This window comes from uncultured Campylobacter sp. (assembly GCF_947255105.1).
Taxonomy (GTDB): domain Bacteria; phylum Campylobacterota; class Campylobacteria; order Campylobacterales; family Campylobacteraceae; genus Campylobacter_B.
In genome coordinates, this window is record NZ_CAMYFP010000001.1 from 100,879 (window position 1) to 119,800 (window position 18,922).

17 protein-coding genes are annotated in these 18,922 nt (G+C 35.3%); 9 read left to right on the forward strand and 8 right to left on the reverse strand.

Annotated elements, in window-relative coordinates:
- Positions 1-3: 3 nt before the first annotated feature.
- From Q0X52_RS00545 to rpsU, 4 genes are all read right to left on the reverse strand, one after another.
- Positions 4-930: a D-2-hydroxyacid dehydrogenase gene (locus tag Q0X52_RS00545; protein WP_297573985.1), complete on the reverse strand. Its 927-nt coding sequence runs from the start codon at positions 928-930 to the stop codon at positions 4-6.
- Positions 930-1,151: a hypothetical protein gene (locus tag Q0X52_RS00550; RefSeq protein ID WP_297573416.1), complete on the reverse strand. Its 222-nt coding sequence runs from the start codon at positions 1,149-1,151 to the stop codon at positions 930-932. Before Q0X52_RS00550 ends, Q0X52_RS00545 begins: the two co-directional genes overlap by 1 nt.
- Positions 1,152-1,159: 8 nt before the next feature.
- The gene (locus Q0X52_RS00555) at positions 1,160-1,780 is read right to left on the reverse strand and encodes a hypothetical protein (protein ID WP_297573418.1); all 621 of its coding nucleotides are present in this window, start codon (positions 1,778-1,780) and stop codon (positions 1,160-1,162) included.
- A gap of 98 nt (positions 1,781-1,878) precedes the next feature.
- Entirely contained in the window at positions 1,879-2,091 is a 213-nt protein-coding gene (gene rpsU, locus Q0X52_RS00560) for a 30S ribosomal protein S21 (protein ID WP_297573421.1), read from the reverse strand.
- Positions 2,092-2,253: 162 nt separating this feature from the next.
- On the opposite strand from rpsU, the gene ccoG reads away from it, so the two are divergent.
- The 5 genes from ccoG to Q0X52_RS00585 all read left to right on the forward strand — a co-directional run bounded on the left by ccoG (position 2,254) and on the right by Q0X52_RS00585 (position 10,622).
- Positions 2,254-3,651 (forward strand): cytochrome c oxidase accessory protein CcoG, encoded by a 1,398-nt coding sequence (gene ccoG / locus Q0X52_RS00565; RefSeq protein ID WP_297573423.1) that lies wholly within the window; start codon positions 2,254-2,256, stop codon positions 3,649-3,651.
- A gap of 235 nt (positions 3,652-3,886) precedes the next feature.
- Entirely contained in the window at positions 3,887-4,981 is a 1,095-nt protein-coding gene (locus tag Q0X52_RS00570) for an efflux RND transporter periplasmic adaptor subunit (protein ID WP_297573426.1), read from the forward strand.
- A 3-nt stretch (positions 4,982-4,984) separates the two neighbouring features.
- Entirely contained in the window at positions 4,985-8,107 is a 3,123-nt protein-coding gene (locus Q0X52_RS00575) for an efflux RND transporter permease subunit (protein ID WP_297573427.1), read from the forward strand.
- Positions 8,104-9,549 (forward strand): efflux transporter outer membrane subunit, encoded by a 1,446-nt coding sequence (locus tag Q0X52_RS00580; RefSeq protein WP_297573430.1) that lies wholly within the window; start codon positions 8,104-8,106, stop codon positions 9,547-9,549. Before Q0X52_RS00575 ends, Q0X52_RS00580 begins: the two co-directional genes overlap by 4 nt.
- 260 nt (positions 9,550-9,809) lie before the next feature.
- Entirely contained in the window at positions 9,810-10,622 is an 813-nt protein-coding gene (locus tag Q0X52_RS00585) for a transporter substrate-binding domain-containing protein (RefSeq protein WP_297573433.1), read from the forward strand.
- A gap of 106 nt (positions 10,623-10,728) precedes the next feature.
- Here Q0X52_RS00585 and Q0X52_RS00590 read toward each other — a convergent pair whose 3' ends face one another.
- The 4 genes from Q0X52_RS00590 to folE all read right to left on the reverse strand — a co-directional run bounded on the left by Q0X52_RS00590 (position 10,729) and on the right by folE (position 14,867).
- Positions 10,729-11,937: an ankyrin repeat domain-containing protein gene (locus tag Q0X52_RS00590; RefSeq protein ID WP_367173571.1), complete on the reverse strand. Its 1,209-nt coding sequence runs from the start codon at positions 11,935-11,937 to the stop codon at positions 10,729-10,731.
- An 83-nt stretch (positions 11,938-12,020) separates the two neighbouring features.
- Positions 12,021-13,004, reverse strand: coding sequence for an iron-sulfur cluster assembly scaffold protein (locus Q0X52_RS00595; RefSeq protein WP_297573436.1), 984 nt, complete (start codon positions 13,002-13,004; stop codon positions 12,021-12,023).
- Positions 13,005-13,016: 12 nt separating this feature from the next.
- Positions 13,017-14,210 (reverse strand): NifS family cysteine desulfurase, encoded by a 1,194-nt coding sequence (locus Q0X52_RS00600; RefSeq protein WP_297573438.1) that lies wholly within the window; start codon positions 14,208-14,210, stop codon positions 13,017-13,019.
- A 75-nt stretch (positions 14,211-14,285) separates the two neighbouring features.
- Positions 14,286-14,867, reverse strand: a complete 582-nt coding sequence (folE, locus tag Q0X52_RS00605; RefSeq protein WP_297573441.1) for a GTP cyclohydrolase I FolE — start codon at positions 14,865-14,867, stop codon at positions 14,286-14,288.
- A gap of 135 nt (positions 14,868-15,002) precedes the next feature.
- On the opposite strand from folE, the gene tig reads away from it, so the two are divergent.
- Genes tig through Q0X52_RS00625 form a run of 4 tightly spaced genes read left to right on the forward strand, consistent with a single transcriptional unit; the run spans position 15,003 to position 18,920 of the window.
- Positions 15,003-16,316 (forward strand): trigger factor, encoded by a 1,314-nt coding sequence (gene tig / locus Q0X52_RS00610; RefSeq protein WP_297573444.1) that lies wholly within the window; start codon positions 15,003-15,005, stop codon positions 16,314-16,316.
- Complete coding sequence (gene clpP / locus Q0X52_RS00615; protein WP_297573447.1) at positions 16,313-16,906, forward strand: ATP-dependent Clp endopeptidase proteolytic subunit ClpP; 594 nt, start codon at positions 16,313-16,315, stop codon at positions 16,904-16,906. The genes tig and clpP overlap by 4 nt, the downstream gene beginning before the upstream one ends.
- On the forward strand, positions 16,903-17,412 hold the full coding sequence (def, locus tag Q0X52_RS00620; protein WP_297573450.1) for a peptide deformylase: 510 nt from the start codon (positions 16,903-16,905) through the stop codon (positions 17,410-17,412). The genes clpP and def overlap by 4 nt, the downstream gene beginning before the upstream one ends.
- A complete protein-coding gene (locus tag Q0X52_RS00625) occupies positions 17,409-18,920 on the forward strand; it encodes a YifB family Mg chelatase-like AAA ATPase (RefSeq protein WP_297573453.1) in 1,512 nt (503 codons plus the stop codon). The genes def and Q0X52_RS00625 overlap by 4 nt, the downstream gene beginning before the upstream one ends.
- Positions 18,921-18,922 lie beyond the last annotated feature (2 nt).

Sequence of the window (18,922 nt, forward strand, 5' to 3'; positions counted from 1 at the left end):
AATTTAAGCCCCAAAACTCTCTTTTATGTTTTTTGCAACAATCTCTATAAGCCGCTTTCTAGCCTCAATACTAGCCCAAGCAACATGTGGAGTTATTAGTAAATTTTGTCTATTTTTGACCTTTAAAAATGGGTGATCGGCTCTCATTGGCTCACTTTCTAAAACATCGGTTATAAATTTAAGGTCACTACTATCTATCTGTTTTGCAACCTCTTTTTCATCAACTATACCGCCACGACCAAAATTCATCAAAATAGCACCCTTTTTTAGCTTTACAAGTTCATTTTTTGATATTAAATTTTTAGTATTTTCATTTAAAGGGGCATGAATTGAGATGATATCGCAACTTCTCAAAAGTTCATCAAGCTCCACTTTTTTGTAGTTTTTATTGCTATTTTTACCACTTGTTGAATAGTAAATCACTTCACAACCAAAAGATTTAGCTACATTTGCAACACTTTTTCCTATATCGCCAAGCCCAATAATGCCAAAGGTCTTGCCATTTAACTCAAAAAATGGTTTTTCTAAGTGAGTAAAGGTCTTGCTTTTTGTCCATTTGCCATCCAAGCAGTAGCTGTTATAGTAACAAACTTTGTTAGTTAGAGTTAGTAGGCTTGCAAAGGTTTGTTGAGTAACACTGTTAGTTGAATATCCAGCGACATTCTTAACTTCAATTACTCGCTCCTTTGCGGCTTTTAAGTCTATGTTATTAACTCCCGTTGCACTAACGCAAATCAGTTTTAGGTTAGTGTTAGCTATAATATCTTCTGTTATTAAAACTTTGTTTGTTATAACAACATCCACATCTTTCAACCTCTCAATTGTCTGCTCTGGCGCTGTTAGCTTATACTCTTTAAAGTCACCAAGTTTATTAAATATAGATAAATCCACATCGCCAAGTGTGGCACTATCAAGCATTGCTATCTTTATCATTTGTTGTCACTATCTAGTTGGTCTAACAATATTCCGCCATGTATGGAATCTATCTTTTCGTTATATTTTTTCTCCATCTTCTCTTTGTAAGTTGGGGTTTCATCGCTTTGCTCGTGATTGTCATTAAGAAAGATTAGTAGGGCAACGCTCCCTAAAATAAGCGCCACGATAACAAAAGTCGATAAGATCTCTAAGAGATGTTTTTTGATATTTTCCATAAATCTTCCTATTTTGCCACCAGCTCTAAATTTGAGTTTTGATCTACATAGAACTTGCCATCTTCTATCTTAATCTCTTTGAGCGAGTGGATATTTTCCAAAATGTAGCTTTTAATCTGCTTTCTTCGTTTTTTATCGCTGTTAAACTTATCCAAAAATTCCGATAACTCGACCCAAAAAGGTTCATTTGTGTCTTCAATGGTATATGCAGTTTCAATACTTTTATCTTCTATAGCCCCATTTAGTGGCTTACCTAAAAGCTCTATAAAATATTGAAGTTTTTTATCTCTTTGTAGATAAAGCTCTTTTATCTCTTTTTTGCCTTCTAAGAGTATCTGTTCTTTTTCTTCATATAACCGCTCTTTGTCATTTTGTAAGAGTCGATTTTTCTCTTTTAGCTCTGCAATCTCTTTTTTTAGATACTCTATAAACTCACTACTATCTTTGGCTTTGTTAGTTGCAGGTTTGGGCGTAATAGCTACATTTTTGTCTATCTCATCACTAACAATAACATAACGAACACCTTTTTCAATAACACTATCTATGGTGTTACGCCTTATTCTATTGTAAATAGCCTCTTTTGAAACATCAAAAAATTTCGCTGCATCAGCCACTGTTAGCTTTTGCATAAAAACCTCCAAGTTTGTTTGTTAGTGATATATTAGCATAAATTTCAAAGATGAGAGTTTAAAGGCTAACTAACAAGTTGTTAGCTAGCCATATGGTTTTAGAGTCTTGACTCATATCGTCGAAGCATATAGAGTCTTTTAAGCATTTTTTTGCGAGCGGAAATCTTTTGTTTCTTTCTCTTTTCAGTGTTAGGCTCAAAAAATCTTCTAGCTCTAGCCTCAGTTACGATGAGGTTTCTATCGGTTTGCTTTTTAAATTTTCTATAGGCTTCATCGAAAGACTCATTTGGATATACCCTTATTCCTGGCACTATCCTCACCACCTTTCAATAAAAATAGAGTGGTATTGTATCCAAAAATATCATAAAACACAAATTTAACTTATTAATAATAAATTAATTTTCTTGATGATACAATGACCTTAAGCTATTATTTAGTTTTATCTTAAATTTGAGCTAAAACAAGGAGATCCCATGGAAAAGGCTAGTCCATCCTGTAGCAAAAAACCGGTGGTTTATAGCAAAAGAAGATATATAATCTTTGGGCTTATAACGCTACTTGCTCTTATTGCGCCATTCATAACTTCAAGTAGTGGAAATCACATTTTTTTACTTAGTTTTGACAAAAAGGTAGTTCATATACTTTTTAACTCTTTTTCAACTCAAGAGCTTTATCTACTTCCTTTTATGTTGATATCATTTTTCCTATTTATATTTTTTATAACTACGTTAGGTGGTAGAGTTTGGTGCGGTTGGAGCTGTCCTCAAACTATCTTTAGGGTTTTTTATAGAGATTTTTTAGAAACTAAAGTATTTGGACTAAGAAGAAGCATTGCCAATAAACAAAAAGAGCCAAAAAAAGGTGATATTTTAAAAAAGATAGCTGCAAGACTTATATGGTTAGCTCTTGCTTTTTTGATTGCTTCTAACTTTATTTGGTTTTTTATACCGCCTGAGGACTACATAGTATATATACAAAATCCAGCTGAACATAAACTATTTATTGGTATTGTTGTTGGAGTTGCGCTATTTTTGTTTTTTGATGTAACTGCTTTAAGAGAGAATTTTTGTATCTATATCTGCCCTTATGCAAGGGTGCAATCTGTTATGTTTGACAATGACACTGTTCAAGTTATTTATGATGAAAAAAGAGGTGGTGTTATCTACGATAAAAACGGTGTTAAGATAGCCAACAAGCCAACTGGCGAGGGTGATCTTTGTATCGGTTGTAATGCATGTGTAAATGTCTGTCCAACTCACATCGACATAAGAAAGGGAATGCAACTTGAGTGTATAAACTGTTTGGAATGTGCCGATGCCTGTGAGAAAGTTATGCATAAATTTAATGAAAAATCACTCATAGAGTGGACAAGCCAAAATGCTATAGATACAAGTTCAAAGATAAATTTCTTTAGATTTAGAACTATTGGTTATCTTGTTGTGATTGCAGTTGCACTCTCTGTTTTGTTCTATATGGGTAGCAAAAAAGAAAATATGCTCCTAAACATAAATAGGAGTAGCGAGCTGTATACCATAGATAGAGATCGCACTAATGGTGATATAGTTATCTCAAATGACTATATTTTTATGATTGAAAATACCGACAACAGCCCGCATGAGTATTATTTTGAGATTTTAAATGATGGTATTGAAATTGCTAGACCTACAGAAGCTATAAAAGTTAGTCCAAAACAAAAACGTAGAGTGATAGTTATATTAAATGCTAAAAATACTTTGGGCGACAACAGCAGTGCCGATGTAATGATGCCAATAACTATAAAAGCCTTTGCAGTTGATAAAAAAGAGATTGTTGTTGAGAGAAAGAGTGTCTTTGTCTATCCAAAGCAAAGTAGCATAGATAGCACAAAATAATTAAATTTAGAGATAAAAGGGGCTAGTTAGTCCCTTTTATCATATAAATTCAATGAAATTTAAACCCCACATAAATAGCTAAAAAATCCTAAAAGTAAATGAGTTTTTATAAATTTCTCTAATAAGTCCCAATATAGCGATATTTAAATTGGATAAACATATTAAAAAAAGAGTGCTAAAATCTCTTCTTAGTATGTTTAATCAAGGTTAAATTTATACCTAAAAAGGGAATTGTATGAAAAGATTAGTTATTTTTATTTTACCAGCGATGCTATTTTTAATTGCCTGCGATAAGGAGAAAAAGGGCACTATGCCGCATTTTCCAACGCCAAATGTTGAGGTTATTGTGGCAAATCCAGAGCTTGTTCCAATAGACTTAGAGTTTGGTGGTAGGTTTGAAAGTAGCCAAGATGTTGTTTTGGTGGCTGAAGTGGCAGGCACACTAAAGGAGCGCTTTTTCAAAGAGGGGCAAAGTGTCAAAGAGGGTGAGAAGCTTTTTTTGATAGATCAAAGAAAGTATCAAGCAGCTTATGATATCGCCAAAGCAAATGTTGATATAGCCAATGCCGCTTTGTATAAGTCTGAGCTTGACTATCAAAGGGCTGAAAATCTTAAAAATTCAAACTCAATTAGCAAACGAGAGTATGACTCATTTTTGCTTGCTTATAAAACTGCTACGGCAAATGCAAGTAGTGCAAAAGCGCTTTTATCAAATGCCAAGATAGATCTAGACAATACAGTTGTCAAAGCGCCATTTTCTGGTGTAGTTGGAAGTGCTCTTAAAGATGTTGGCACATATATTACTCCTGCAAATCCTACTCTTGTAAGGCTTACAAAACTTGATGATATAGAGGTTAGCTTCTCTATAGCAGATAGAGAATTTTTAAATATAGCAGGTAGGATAAATGACAGTAGTTGGGTTAAAAATAACTTAGTTGCATCGGTAGTTATAGATGGAAAAGAGCATAAAGGTAAAATTTCATTTATAGATAAGACTATCGATAGTAAAACAGGAGCCATTAGAGCAAAGGCACTTTTTAAAAATGACGGAACAATGGTGCCAGGCGCTTTTACTAGGATTAAAGTTAGCGGGTTGGAGCAAAAAGATGGTTACGCTCTTCCTGCAAAGGTCTTGCAACAAGGAGTTGATGGAAGTTATCTCTATCTACTAGATACCAACTCAACTGTTGTAAAGCAAAAGGTAGAAGTTGGTTATGAAAAGCCTAATTATGTAGTGATTTCGCGTGGTCTAAAGCCCGGCGACCAAGTTATAGCTGACAATTTTTTAAAGATAAGAGTTGGTGGTAAGGCACAAAAGGTGGAGAGATAAGAGATGTTTTCAAGATTTTTTATACATAGACCTGTCTTTGCTACAGTAATTTCTATCATCATAGTTATTGCAGGCTCTATCTGTCTTTATCTATCGCCAGTTGAAGAGTATCCACAGCTCTCACCTCCCCAAGTTGTAGTAACTGCGACCTATCAAGGAGCGGATGCACAAACTGTAGCAAATAGCGTTGCAACTGTGCTTGAAGATGCTATAAATGGCGTTGAAGATATGATCTATATGCAATCAACTTCAAGTTCATCGGGCATGATGTTTTTGAGTGTCTATTTTGATGTTGGAACAGATCCACAAACTGCTATGGTAAATGTTAGCAACAGAGTAAAAGCAGTTGAGGCGCTATTGCCTATAGAGGTTCAAAGACTTGGCGTAAATGTTTCTCAAAGAAGCTCTACCATACTTGAAGTTCTTGCTTTTTATGATCCAACGGGCAATATGGATCCTTTGGAGTTAAGCAACTATGTTGGTATAAATGTAGTTGATGAGCTTCAAAGAGTGCCAGGTGTTGGCTCAGCGATGGCAATAGGTCAGAAAGAGTACTCTATGAGAATTTGGCTAAAACCAGATCTTCTTAACCACTATGGCATAACTTCTGCTGAGGTTATTGGCGCTATTAGAGAGCAAAACTCACAATACTCTGCTGGAAAGCTTGGCGAAGAGCCTACAAAAAGTGAAAATGCCTTTGTTTTAACGCTTCGTCCAGAGGGGCGACTTACATCGGCAAAAGAGTTTCAACAAATCATCTTAAGATCTCTGCCTGATGGTTCATCGCTTAGACTAAAAGATGTAGCAGATGTAGAGCTTGGATCGGCAATTGACTCATTTAAAGGAAAGATTGATGGCTATGAGATGACTCCTGTTTTGATATTTTTACAAAACAATGCCAATGCTCTTTCAACTGCAAGAGCGGTTTCAAGTAAGCTAGAAGAGCTTTCAAAGAGCTTTCCAGATGGGCTAGCTTATAGTGTTCCATACAATACAACTGACTTTGTGAAGATAGCGGTAAAAGAGGTTGTAAAGACTCTTATAGAGGCGATTTTATTAGTTTTGTTGGTTATGTATCTATTTTTGGGCAACATAAGAGCTACAACCATTCCGATGCTTGCAGTTCCAGTCTCATTGATAGGCTCTTTTATAGGACTTCATCTACTTGGCTTTTCTATCAATCTCATTACGCTTTTTGCGATGATTTTGGCTATTGGTATAGTTGTTGATGATGCCATTATTGTTATAGAAAATGTTGAGAGAATCTTAGAAGAAGATAGCAAAATCTCTGTTAAAGAGGCCACTATCAAAGCTATGAGTGAGATATTTTCACCAATTATCTCTATAGTTTTGGTTTTAAGTGCTGTTTTTATACCGGTCTCTTTTATGGAGGGCTTTGTTGGGACCATTCAAAGACAATTTGCACTTACTTTAGTTGTAGCAGTTTCAATCTCTGGTTTTGTTGCACTCACTTTAACACCTGCACTTTGTGCAACTATATTAAAAAGGGAGCGAAAAGAGAATTGGCTTATAGTTCGCAAATTTAATGAATTTTTTGACTTTAGCACAAAAGTTTTTACAGCAGGAGTGGCCAATGTAATAAGGCATACTTTTATCTCTCTTGGGGTAGTTGCACTGCTACTTCTTTTGACATTTTTATTTTTTACAAGAGTTCCTGGCGGTTTGGTGCCACCTGAAGATAAAGGCTCACTTATAGCAATAACAACTCTTCCCTCTTCAGCAACTCTAAACCGAACAGAGGAGAATATCGACAAGATTGCAGCTATTGTAAAAAGTGACAAAAATATACAAAATGTCTCATCGATGATTGGCTTTGATATGTTTTCAAACTCTCTTAAAGAAAATGCAGTAATTAGCTTTATCAAGACTACACCATGGGATGAGAGAGTGACAAAAGAGAGTTCAAGTTTTGCACTTGCCAACAAATTTAACGCTATCTTATATGGAGATAGAGATTCTCAAAGTTTTGTGATGAATCCACCGCCTATAATGGGTCTTTCTTTGACAGGTGGTTTTGAGTTATTTGCCCAATCTTTAACCGGTAAAAGCTATGAAGAGATGCAGGCCGATATGGCACGTATTGCTATGGTTGCCAACCAACGAAAAGAGCTTACCATGGTAAGAACTACTCTAAATACTACCTTTCCGCAATATGATATGAAAGTAGATAGGCAAAAGGCTAAGGCGCTTGGTGTTAGAGTTGATGATATCTACACAACTATTGGAACCAACGTAGGAACTGTCTATGTTAATGACTTCAATATGATTGGCAAGACTTTTAAAGTCTATGTTAGAGCAAAAGATGGCTATAGAAACAGCCCTGATAATCTTAAGAATATCTATGTAAGAAGCAGAAGTGGAGAGCTTATTTCTATAGATAGCTTTGTAACGCTTACTAGAGATATTGGACCTGATAGCGTGGATAGATTTAACGGCTTTAGGGCGGCAAAAATTATGGGAGAGCCACGCCCTGGCTATACATCCGCAGAGGCAATCGCTGCAATTAGTGACGTTATAAAAAGTGAGTTTAAAGATGAGTATGGCATAGGTTGGCTAGGTTCTGCTTATCAAGAGGTCCATTCTCAAGGAACTGGAACGATAGCCTTTATATTTGGGTTGGTGTTTGCATACTTGATATTGGCAGCACAATATGAACGCTGGCTTATGCCTTTGGTTATCTTGACGGCGGTGCCATTTTCAGTTCTTGGCGCGATATTTTTTGTTTGGGCGAGAGGGCTTAACAACGATATCTATTTTCAAATAGGTCTTATACTTCTTATAGGACTTGCAGCCAAAAACGCTATACTTATAGTTGAGTTTGCAATGAACGAAAAGGCAAAAGGTGAATCTCCTGCAAGAGCGGCACTAAAGGCTTCAAAACTTAGATTTAGACCTATAGTTATGACCTCATTGGCTTTTGCACTTGGAGTTTTGCCGATGGTTTTAAGCACGGGAGCGGGTGCTGCTAGTAGGCATGCATTAGGAACTGGAGTGGTTGGTGGAATGATTTTTGCTTCAACTATCGCTATATTTTTCATACCGCTCTTTTACTTCCTTATGGAAAATTTTAATACTTGGTTAGATAAAAAAAGGAGAAAGGTATGATAAGAACCTTTATTGTTGCGATATCTACTCTTTTGCTATTTAGCGGTTGCTCGTTTAAGCCAAATATGGCAAAAATAGATACCAAATTTAAAAGTAGCGAACAAAATGCAACTATCAAAGATAGATGGTGGCAAGACTTTAACGATGTAAGACTCAATGCCTTTGTAAATGATGTTTTAAAAAACAACTCAGACCTAAAGATAGCTCTTAATAGAGTAGATATAGCAAGAGCAGCTCTTGGGCTAAGCTCGCTTGAAGAGTTGCCAACTATTGGCTACAAAGTAGATGCCACTAGAAAAAACAACTTTCCTATAGCACCAAATTCTCACTCAAGTGCTATTTATAGTGCAAGTTTTGTATTTAACTATGAGTTAGATTTTTGGGGAAGAGTTGCAAATAGCACAGACGCAGCAGTTGCAAGGCTAAATCAAAGCATATATGGCTATGAAAGTGCTAGACTAACTCTTGTAAGTAGCGCTATTTCGCTCTATTTTCAGTTGCAAAATCTCTATGAAAAAGAGGAGATCTTAAAAGATACTATTAAAAACTACGAAGCAAATTTAGCTCTTAGACAAAAGCAACATAACGCCGGCATTGTTGATAGTATGGTTATCTATCAGTTGAGCGCTCAAGTAGATGGTGCAAAAGCAAAGCTCGTATCACTTATGGAGGCAAAAGCCAAGGTCAATTCAGCCATAATTGCTATGAGTTCCAAAAACTATGATGAGCTACTTTATGGCTCTTTTGAAACTTTGGATATTGTAAAAAATATACCATCAATTCCAAGTGGCATTCCATCAGATCTTTTACTAAGAAGACCCGATGTTGCAGTCGCACTAGAAAAGCTAAAAGAGAGCAACTTCAATGTTGGCGCTGCCAAAGCAGAGTATTTTCCAAAGCTCTCTTTAACAGGAATTTTAGGCTTTGCTAGCACAGACTTGGACAATCTCTTTAGGGAAAATAGCAGTTCGTGGAGTGTTGCTGGCTCGCTTGCTGGTCCGCTTTTTAGCTTTGGCAGAGTAAGCAAGGGTGTAGAGATAGCAAACCTAAAACAAAGAGAGGCATTTTTAAACTATGATAAAAGCCTAAAAGAGGCATTTAGCGATGTAAGGTATGCACTTGCATCAAGAGAGGCGGCAAATGCACAGATGCAAAGCCTTGCTAATTTAACTGCTTCATTACAAAAAGTAGTTGAGATGGCAGATAGGCGATATAAAGAGGGTTATAGTGACTATTCAGAGCTTTTGGATGCAGAAAAAAACCTGCTTAATGCAAAGCTAAACTTATCAAGCGCAAAACTCTCTGTCTTAAACAGCACTGTGGGTCTTTACAAATCTTTGGGTGGCGGCTTTAAGTTAGAAGATGAAGAGATGATTAAAGAACTCTCTTCAACAAAAAATAAAGAGCCAAGTAGTTCCAAAAATCCATTTAGCAAAAATTAAAAGCGATATTTTTGCTAAATTTCAACAATTAGTGACAGCCTAAATTTAAGATATATTTTTGTTTTAAATTTAAGTAAAAGTATTTAAATTTAGGTTTTGTCACTTTTTAATAACTCCAAATTTAGAAAGTTTTATTTGCAACAGTCTATTTTAAGGGTATTAAAATTTAAAGCTATAGCTTTTCTTCAAATTTAAAAATTAATGCTTCAATTTATCTATTATATGTATAATTTAACTGATTTTTTTGTAAAGGAACTAAGATGAAAAAGATATTATTGGTTTTAACGATTGTGTCATCTTTTTTGTGTGGCGCCACTTTGGAGCAGATATTGGCTAAAAAAACTATTAGGATAGCAGTTGATCCTGATATGCCTCCATTTAGCAGCTGTAGTGCAACTGGTTGTGAGGGTTTTGAGGCTGATTTTGCTAAAAAGCTTGGCAAAGGGATTGTTGGAAGTGATGGAAAAGTTGAGATTCATCACTATAAAATGGCAGATGTTTTTAATGCTTTGCAAAGTGATAAGATAGATGTCATTATCCAAACTGTAAGTAAGACAAAAGAGAGGGAGAAGATAGTTGATTTTGCGATGCCATACTTCTCTATTGCAGGCGGTCTTTTGGTGAAGAAAAACTCACCTATCAAAGATCCTGCAGATCTCAAAGATATAACAATAGCCGTTGAGAAAGGCACCACTGAAGAAGAATACTTTAAACTCAAAGGCAATGTAAAGCTTGTCTATGCAACAAGTTCAAGCGATGCCTATAAAATGGTAAAAAATGGCGAAGTTGATGGTTATGCAAGTGATAACTTGATAGTTTTGGCCTATCCGATATTTGATGATAGTGTTGAAGTGCCAAAGGGCTTGAGAAATATAGGTGCAGTTGAATATCTAGCTCCAGTTGTCTCAAAAGGCAACAATGAGCTTAAAGATGCGGTAAATAAGGTGATGATTAAGTTTAGTAAAGAGAAGCTCTTTAGACATATGTATGAAGACAATATTGGAATTTTTTATAGAAACACCTTAAATCCAAATCAATTCCTACTTGAAGAACTCTATAGGATGTATGGCTAAATTTAAAAGTCTGTAGGTTAAAAGCCTACAGACAAATTTATTTATATAGGTAAAACTCTTATCTTTATAAATTTTGTCCTATCAAAAGTGTTCATTTTTTATCCTTTTAATAGTTAAAATTAAATAGAGCTATTATGTCAACTATTGCTGATTTACCGTTGCTTGAGTTTTTATCTATATAGATAACTTTTGTATCATCATTCCTATACTTTGTTAAAAATTTATCAATAGCCCAATTCTTATTACTTGTATTTTTCCAAACAATATAAGTCTTTATTGTGAAAGTAGAATTTTTAACATTACAATTTTTAGAATAATACTCTAAAGTTCTTTTTAAATCTGAAATTTCATAATCTTTTAACTGCAATTCTCCTTTGTTATAGTCTGATTGTGTATTTAAAAAAATTCTATACTCATCATAACACTCCCCATACTCACTTTTTAAAAACTCATCATCAATAGGCATTGATATATTGTTATCTAAAAGGATGTTTAGGGGTTTTTTATAGTCTGGTGCAGTTGTAAGATAGTAGTAATAACTACATCTAAACTTATCTCTAAATGATTTGGCACAATTTTTATCTATGGGAGACTTTATCTTGTAGCCACTATCAAATAGAGTTTGTAAAATCTCAACCAACCTTAAATCAACCATATAAGTAATAGCAGACGCTGGGTCAGATCCTTTGCCTTGTTTAGTGCCATACTCACTTCTATACTCTACCTTAATATCATCACCATCAATTATAATCTTTTTAATCCATATATAACTTGGTCCATTTAAATAGTTTTGCACTATCATATCTTCATCAAATATAGCACCATTATCAAGTAAAAGTTTAAATGTTTTAGTAGAGTTATTTTCTATGGCATAAGCTAATGGACTTAGGCTATAGCTATCTTTTAAATTTGGGTTAGCACCTAAGTTTAAAAGTTCTTCCATAGTTTTTTCATCATCATAAAAACTAGCATACATTAAAGGTGTAAGATTATACATCATTCTTGTATCAACGCTTAGGTTATTATCTTTGATGAAATTTAAAAGACTATTTGTATCCTTAGCTTTTAGATAACTTCTAAGAGTTTTTTGAGTAATGTTTTCATCTATATTGTCATTAGAATACTTAGCATCTTCATCTATATCCCAATATCTTAGTGCAAAGCTATCAACTTCTTCTTGAGTTACATACTTTGAAATTTCAGAACCTGGTTTTATAACAGTATCAGCTGTGACTGTGAAGTGAGAATTTTGAGAGAGTTTAAATTTATCATAAACTACAAAAGTAACTAAAAAATTATAAATGAATTTAAAAATTTGTTTTCAAATAATTAAATCTCAGCCCAAATTTAAAATTAAGAAGGCTGAGAATTTTAAAATTTGACTTAAATTATTTAAATTTATATCGGCATAACCCTTATCTTTGGGCTAAGTTCTTTTTGCAAAACTGACTCTATAGCCATAAGAGTGCCAGCGCTTCCAGCAGAACAGCCACTGCAAGCTCCAAGATATCTTATGTAGATATCTATACTATCTTGCGTTGTTTTGATATCCAAAATCTCCATATCGCCACCGTCCATTATAAGCATCGGACGAATATCTTTATCGATAAGCTCTTCAACAGCTTTAAACTGACCAATGACATTTAGCTCTTCAAATTTAGTCTCACCACTTTCTATCTTTTGTTTTGACATGTTTTCAAGCTTCTCTCTCTCCATCTGCTCTCTAGTATCTCTTAAAATATCCTCTAAATAATACTCTCTTTTTTCATGTCCACCAGGTCTTATACAGCTTTTACAAAATGCACCTGCTTTAGTGTATTGAGTTATCTCTTCAACGGTTTTTAAGTCATTTAGCCTAATAACTTCTTTTATTGTTCCAAGGCTTACTCTTGCACACTCGCATACTATTATCTCATCTTCGAAATGCTCAGGATCTATTCCTTTATACTGCGCTGCAGCGGCTTTTATAACATCGTATGCCATAACTGAGCAGTGCATTTTTTGAGGTGGAACGGCTGGAGTATTTGGATCATCACGCATCGCTTTTTCTACATCTATGTTTGTTATTTTTACAGCTTCATCAACTGTTTTGCCAACACAAAGCTCAGCCATAGTATCACTACTCGCAATTGCTGTTCCGCAGCCAAAACTCTTAAATTTAGCCTCTTTTATAATATTTGTCTTCTCATCTACAAGCCAATAAAGTCTAACCGCATCACCACAGCTCTCAGCTCCAAAATCAGCAACTATAAGTTTATAGCCCTTTTTCTTTGCCTCATCTTCTGTTATTTCACCCATAAATTTAGGATTATTCATCCTATCTTGGACTTTTTGAGAATACTCATCCCAAATTGAACCACCTATTAAATTCTCTTTTGCCATCTTTTATCCTTTTTATAATCCACTTTTATGATTTGTTGGTGCATATGCAAAACTACTTGAGATAGCTCTTAATCTAACTACTGCTTTGTTTATCTGCTCTATTGCATAGTCTATCTCTTCTTCGGTGTTAAATCTACTAAGAGATAGTCTAAGTGCTGTGTGGGCAAGCTCTTTATCGGCTCCAATTGCTTCCATTATTGGATTACTTTCAAGTGTTTCACTTGCACATGCAGATCCAGTTGAAGCTGCAATGCCTGCTTTATTTAAATCCCAAAGCATCGCCTCGCCTTCAACTCCCTTGATACTTGCAAGGATAGTATTTGGAACTCTAAACTCTCTTTTTCCAACAACGCTAACATCATCTATCTTTAAAATCGCATCTTCAAGTTTGTCTCTAAGTTTCTTTACATGCCAATCTTCCATAAATAGATATTTGTTTGCAAGCTCCATTGCTTTACCCATTCCAACAATTCCTGCTACATTTAGCGTTCCACTTCTTCGTCCGCCCATATGTTCGCCGCCGTGAAAAAGTGGAGTTAGTTTTCTTGAGTCTTTTATATAAAGCCCGCCAACTCCTTTTGGAGCGTGAAATTTATGACCTGAGAAATTTAAAAAGTCTGCATTGACATCTCTAACATCAACTTTTACTTTACCAACTGCTTGAACTGCGTCTGTATGAAAAAGCGCACCATGTTCATGAGCGATTTCGCAAAGCTCTTTTACTGGAAAAATAGCACCTGTTTCGTTATTTGCCCACATAGTGCTAACAAGAGCAGTTTTATCATCTATCTTCTCTCTTAGCTCATCAACACAAACTTGTCCATTGCTATCTACGCCAAGATACTCTATCTTTGCACCTAAAGTTGCCAAAAACTCACAGGTAGCCCTAACAGCTGGATGTTCAACTTTGGTAGTTATGATTTTATCTCTTTCGCCATTTCTGATAATATCAACATAGACGCCTTTAAGCACCCAATTGATACTCTCTGTAGCGCATGATGTAACTACCAAATCATCGCTATCTTTGGCATTGATTCCTGCATAGAGTTGATCCATTGCCTCTCTAAGTGCTGGATGAGTTTGGCTTCCAAAGTAGTGAAGTGAGTTTGGATTGCCATATTTTTCTTTTAAAAAAGGCAACATTACTTCAAGAACTTCAGGATCTACCATCGTCGTTGCATTGTTGTCTAAATAAACTCTTTTCATTTGATTCCTTTTATTATCTTTTAATTAGGATAATTTTTATCTTCTTTAATCATAATACAATACAGTAAATTTAAATTAAAAATTTGCCTGTTTTGGTGAGTTGATAAGTGAGAAAAACTCTTTTCTAGTATTTGGATCAGTTAAAAAAGTCCCTCTAAGTGCCGAAGTTGTCGTGGTTGAGTTGATTTTTTTAACGCCTCTCATCTCAAGGCACATATGTCTTGCCTCCAAAACTACTCCAACGCCCAAAGGCCTTACAACATTTTGAATGGCTGCAGCGATCTGTTCGGTAAGCTGTTCTTGAATTTGAAGCCTTTTTGCAAATATATCCACCATGCGCGGTATTTTAGAAAGCCCAACAACTTTTCCATTTGGTATGTAGGCAACGTGCGCTCGTCCGATGATTGGCAAGAGATGATGTTCGCAAAGGCTATAAAACTCAATGTCTTTTATTAGCACCATTTCGCTGTTGGAGCTGCTAAAAAGTGCATCGTTTAAAACCTCTTTTGGATTTTGTTCATAGCCACTTGTTAGGTATTGATATGCTTTCATAACTCTTTCTGGAGTTTTTATAAGCCCCTCTCTTTTGGGATCTTCGCCTATAAGTTTAAGTATAGTTTTGACGGCATTTTGAAAATCTTCGCTTTTTTCTACCATATATTTCCTTTTTTTGCTTGATTTTACTCTTTTTAGACTTTTATACTCTTTAAATTTGTGTAAATAAAAATAAAGGTAATTTTTGCTATATTGACAGATAAAAAATTTTAAATTTACAAAACAAAAAGGAATAATATGGAGATTAGTTCACAACTCTTAGACTCTGCAAATGCAGTTATAAAGGCAAAGATAGATCAAGAAAGTATCGATAAAAAGATAAAAGAGCTTGCTACAAAATGGTCAAAACAGGTAAAGATAGATGGCTTTAGAAAGGGAAAAGTTCCACTAAATGTAGTGTTAAATCGATACAAAAAAGAGCTAGACAGAGATGCCAAACAAGAGCTTTTTAAAGAGATCGTAGATAGCGGTTTAGAAAAGATTGGCAAAAAGGCAGATGAGATTTTAGGTGATCCTATATTTTCTAAATTTGAAGAAAAAGAGGGACTAGATCTTGAGATGGAGGTTGCTTTTAGACCTAAAGTAGATATCACAGGATACGAAGAGGCAATTCCTACCTATCAAACTCCACGAGTTACAAAAAAAGAGATAGAGGCAAAAGTAGATGAGTTTTTGAAGATGATTGCACCGATTAAGCCATCAGAAAAAGAGGTATTAGAAAAAGGCGATTTTGCTAAATTTGACTTTGAGGGCTTTGTAGATGGAGTTGCGTTTGAGGGCGGTGCAGCAAAAGATTATCTTTTGGAGATTGGATCTGGTCAGTTTATCCCAGGCTTTGAAGATGGAATGATAGGCATGAAGGTAAAAGAGAGTAAAGAGATAAAAGTTACCTTCCCAAAAGAGTATCAAGCAAAAAATTTAGCTGGAGAAGATGCTGTTTTTAAAGTAGTTTTAAATGGTATTGAAGTTAAAGATGTTCAAAAAACTATCACAGATGAGACCTTGAAAAAATACTTTCCAAATGACAAAGAGATCAGTGTTGAGAAGTTTGAGGAGCGCATAAAAGAGCAGCTAAGAGATGGCAAGATGAAAAAACTTATAGAAGATGAGTTAAAACCAGCCTTTGCTAAAAGTATAGTTGAAAAGATTGAGTTTGATCTTCCTAAAAATATAGTAGAGCAAGAGATTGATATGAGATTTAGAGGAAAATGGACTGAGTTTAGCAAAGAGCAGTTGGATAAATTTAAAGAGGATAAAGAGGCTATCAATCAAGAGCGTGAAAAGCTAAGACCAGAAGCTGTAGAGAGTGTAAAACTAACATTTATAGTTGATGAGTTAGCTAAAGAAAAAAAGATAGAAGTAAGCGACAATGAGTTAGTTCAAGCAGTCTATCTAGAGGCTTATAACTATGGAGCAGATCCAAAAGAGCATTTTAAAAGATATCAAGAGCAAGGAGTTTTGCCAGCGTTAAAGATGGCAATGGTAGAGAATAAACTCTTTGATGAGCTTTTTGTAAAAAGTAAAAAGAAAGACAAAGAGGATGAGCAATGAGCTACTATATCCCTTATGTAGTAGAAAAAACTGCAAGAGGAGAGCGAAGCTACGATATCTACTCAAGACTTTTAAAAGACCGCATTATTATGCTTGGCGGAGAGATAGATGACGCTGTGGCAAGCTCTGTTGTAGCGCAACTTCTCTTTTTGGAAGCTGAAGATCCTACTAAAGATATCTATCTATATATCAACAGCCCAGGTGGCGTTGTGACAAGTGGGCTTAGTATATATGACACTATGAACTACATCAAATGCGATATATCAACTATCTGCATAGGACAAGCTGCCTCTATGGGGGCATTTTTGTTAAGTTGTGGAAGTAAAGGCAAAAGATATGCATTGCCAAATTCGCGCATCATGATACATCAACCACTTGGCGGAGCACAAGGTCAAGCAACAGATATCGAAATACAGGCCAAAGAGATACTTCGTATAAAAGAGGCACTTAACCAAATTTTAGCCAACAACACAGGGCAGAAACTTGAAAAAATCATAAAAGATAGCGATAGAGACTTTTTTATGAGCGCTGCTGAGGCGGTTGAGTATGGGCTTATTGACAAAGTTTTAAAGAAGAGTAACAAAGAATGATTCTTCCGGTTTTGACATATCCCAATCCAAAGCTCTATGAAAAATCAAAAAAGATAGATAAATTTGACGAAGAGCTTCACTCTTTTTTAGAGGATATGTATGAAACCATGATAGAAAAAAAGGGCATTGGACTTGCAGCCATTCAAGTTGGGCAGGCAGTGAGAGCACTTATTGTAAATCTTCCCAATGAAGAGGGAGAGCAAGAGCCTTCTAAGAGATTGGAGCTTATAAATCCAGTCATTACCAAAAGAAATGGCGAGATTTTATATCAAGAGGGTTGCTTGTCTGTGCCTGGATTTTATGAAGATGTAAAAAGAGCAAAAGAGATAGTAGTTGAGTTTCAAGATAGGCATGGCAAAAAGCAAAGCATTGAGGCTAGCGAACTACTTGCTGTTTGCATTCAACATGAGATCGATCACCTAGATGGACATCTTTTTATAGAGCATATTGGTTATAACAAAAGAAAAAAGTTTGATAGAGAGTTTAAGAAAAGATTGAAAAAATGAGATCGCTTAGATGTGCTACATTTAATGATGAACTAAACATTGTTGATGTAGAGTCTACTTTTATAAGGGGCTTGCCAAGCTTCAATATAGTTGGGCTTCCAAGTCAGTCTATAAAAGAGAGCGAAAACCGCATAAAAGCGGCTCTTCTAAATAGAGGTTTTTCATTTCCACCCAAAAAAATCATCATCAATCTCTCTCCATCAGATCTTCCCAAAAAGGGAAGTCACTTTGACTTAAGCATTGCTCTGCTTATTTTTTTACAACAAGAAGAGATAGATAGTGAGTTTTTTGTCTTTGGAGAGCTAGGACTTGATGGCTTAGTAAAATCAACAGCAACTCTTTTTTCACACCTACTTTTTCTAAGTAGCAAGGTAAAAAGTGCTAAAGTTTTAGTTCCAAATGAGATAGCCAATAGAGCGGCAAGCATTCCAAATTTAGAAATTTACACCGTTTCAAATTTGGACGATGCGATACAATTTTTTAGAGATGAAGAGTTTAAAAAGAGCTGTTATTTTGCAAAAAAACACAAAATATTTGAAAACGTTATAGAGATAGATGGTGAAATTTACGTGCCAAACTACAACTATCCGCTTGATTTTATCTCTGTAAGAGGGCAAAAAAGAGCCAAAAGAGCCTCGCTTATCGCAGCTAGTGGTATGCACAACTTACTATTTGAGGGAAGTCCTGGAAGTGGCAAAAGTATGTGTGCCAAAAGGATAAGATATATCTTGCCACCACAAAGCTTGGATGAGATACTGTTAGCATCGGCTTATGAGTCACTAGATAACAAAGATAGTGATTTTAGTGCCTTTCGTCCCTTTAGAAGTCCTCATCACACCTCTACTAGAGGTTCTATTTTTGGAGGAGGCTCACAAAATGCAAGAGTTGGCGAAGTTGCATTGGCAAATGGTGGAGAGCTTTTTTTTGATGAGTTGCCACACTTTCCAAAAAAGATTTTAGAGAGTTTAAGAGAGCCTTTGGAGGATAATAGAATTCTCATCTCAAGAGTAAATTCCAAAATTTGTTATGAGACGAAATTTATCTTTGTAGCGGCAATGAATCCTTGTCCTTGCGGCTTTTTATATAGCAAAAATAGCGATTGTATCTGTAGTGCAAATGAGATCAAAAGATATAAAAATGCCATCTCAGGACCACTTTTGGACAGAATCGATCTTTATGTTGCAATGGATGAGATAGACAAAAACGACACTTCAGATGTCAGTAGTAAAGAGCTATATAAGCTAGTTTTGAAAGCTTTTTATGCACAAAAACAAAGGGGGCAAAAAGAGCTAAATGCAAAACTAAGCGATGATGATGTGGAGAGATTTTGCAAAACTTCAGCCTTGGCAAAAGAGCTTTTAAATAGCGCTATATCAAGATTTGCTCTTACACAAAGAGGGATAAATAAGAGTTTAAAAGTTGCAAGAACTATAAGTGATCTAAGAGGCGAAAAAGAGATCTCAAAAGAGGCGATGATTGAAGCGCTTAGCTTTAGAGTGCGGGAGTAGAT

Coding starts and splice junctions, on each gene's coding strand:
- Q0X52_RS00550 (WP_297573416.1), bottom strand. CDS start 1,151: ATGGAAAATATCAAAAAACATCTCTTAGAGATCTTATCGACTTTTGTT.
- Q0X52_RS00555 (WP_297573418.1), bottom strand. CDS start 1,780: ATGCAAAAGCTAACAGTGGCTGATGCAGCGAAATTTTTTGATGTTTCA.
- ccoG (WP_297573423.1), top strand. CDS start 2,254: ATGGAAAAGGCTAGTCCATCCTGTAGCAAAAAACCGGTGGTTTATAGC.
- Q0X52_RS00570 (WP_297573426.1), top strand. CDS start 3,887: ATGAAAAGATTAGTTATTTTTATTTTACCAGCGATGCTATTTTTAATT.
- Q0X52_RS00575 (WP_297573427.1), top strand. CDS start 4,985: ATGTTTTCAAGATTTTTTATACATAGACCTGTCTTTGCTACAGTAATT.
- Q0X52_RS00580 (WP_297573430.1), top strand. CDS start 8,104: ATGATAAGAACCTTTATTGTTGCGATATCTACTCTTTTGCTATTTAGC.
- Q0X52_RS00585 (WP_297573433.1), top strand. CDS start 9,810: ATGAAAAAGATATTATTGGTTTTAACGATTGTGTCATCTTTTTTGTGT.
- Q0X52_RS00595 (WP_297573436.1), bottom strand. CDS start 13,004: ATGGCAAAAGAGAATTTAATAGGTGGTTCAATTTGGGATGAGTATTCT.
- Q0X52_RS00600 (WP_297573438.1), bottom strand. CDS start 14,210: ATGAAAAGAGTTTATTTAGACAACAATGCAACGACGATGGTAGATCCT.
- folE (WP_297573441.1), bottom strand. CDS start 14,867: ATGGTAGAAAAAAGCGAAGATTTTCAAAATGCCGTCAAAACTATACTT.
- tig (WP_297573444.1), top strand. CDS start 15,003: ATGGAGATTAGTTCACAACTCTTAGACTCTGCAAATGCAGTTATAAAG.
- clpP (WP_297573447.1), top strand. CDS start 16,313: ATGAGCTACTATATCCCTTATGTAGTAGAAAAAACTGCAAGAGGAGAG.
- def (WP_297573450.1), top strand. CDS start 16,903: ATGATTCTTCCGGTTTTGACATATCCCAATCCAAAGCTCTATGAAAAA.
- Q0X52_RS00625 (WP_297573453.1), top strand. CDS start 17,409: ATGAGATCGCTTAGATGTGCTACATTTAATGATGAACTAAACATTGTT.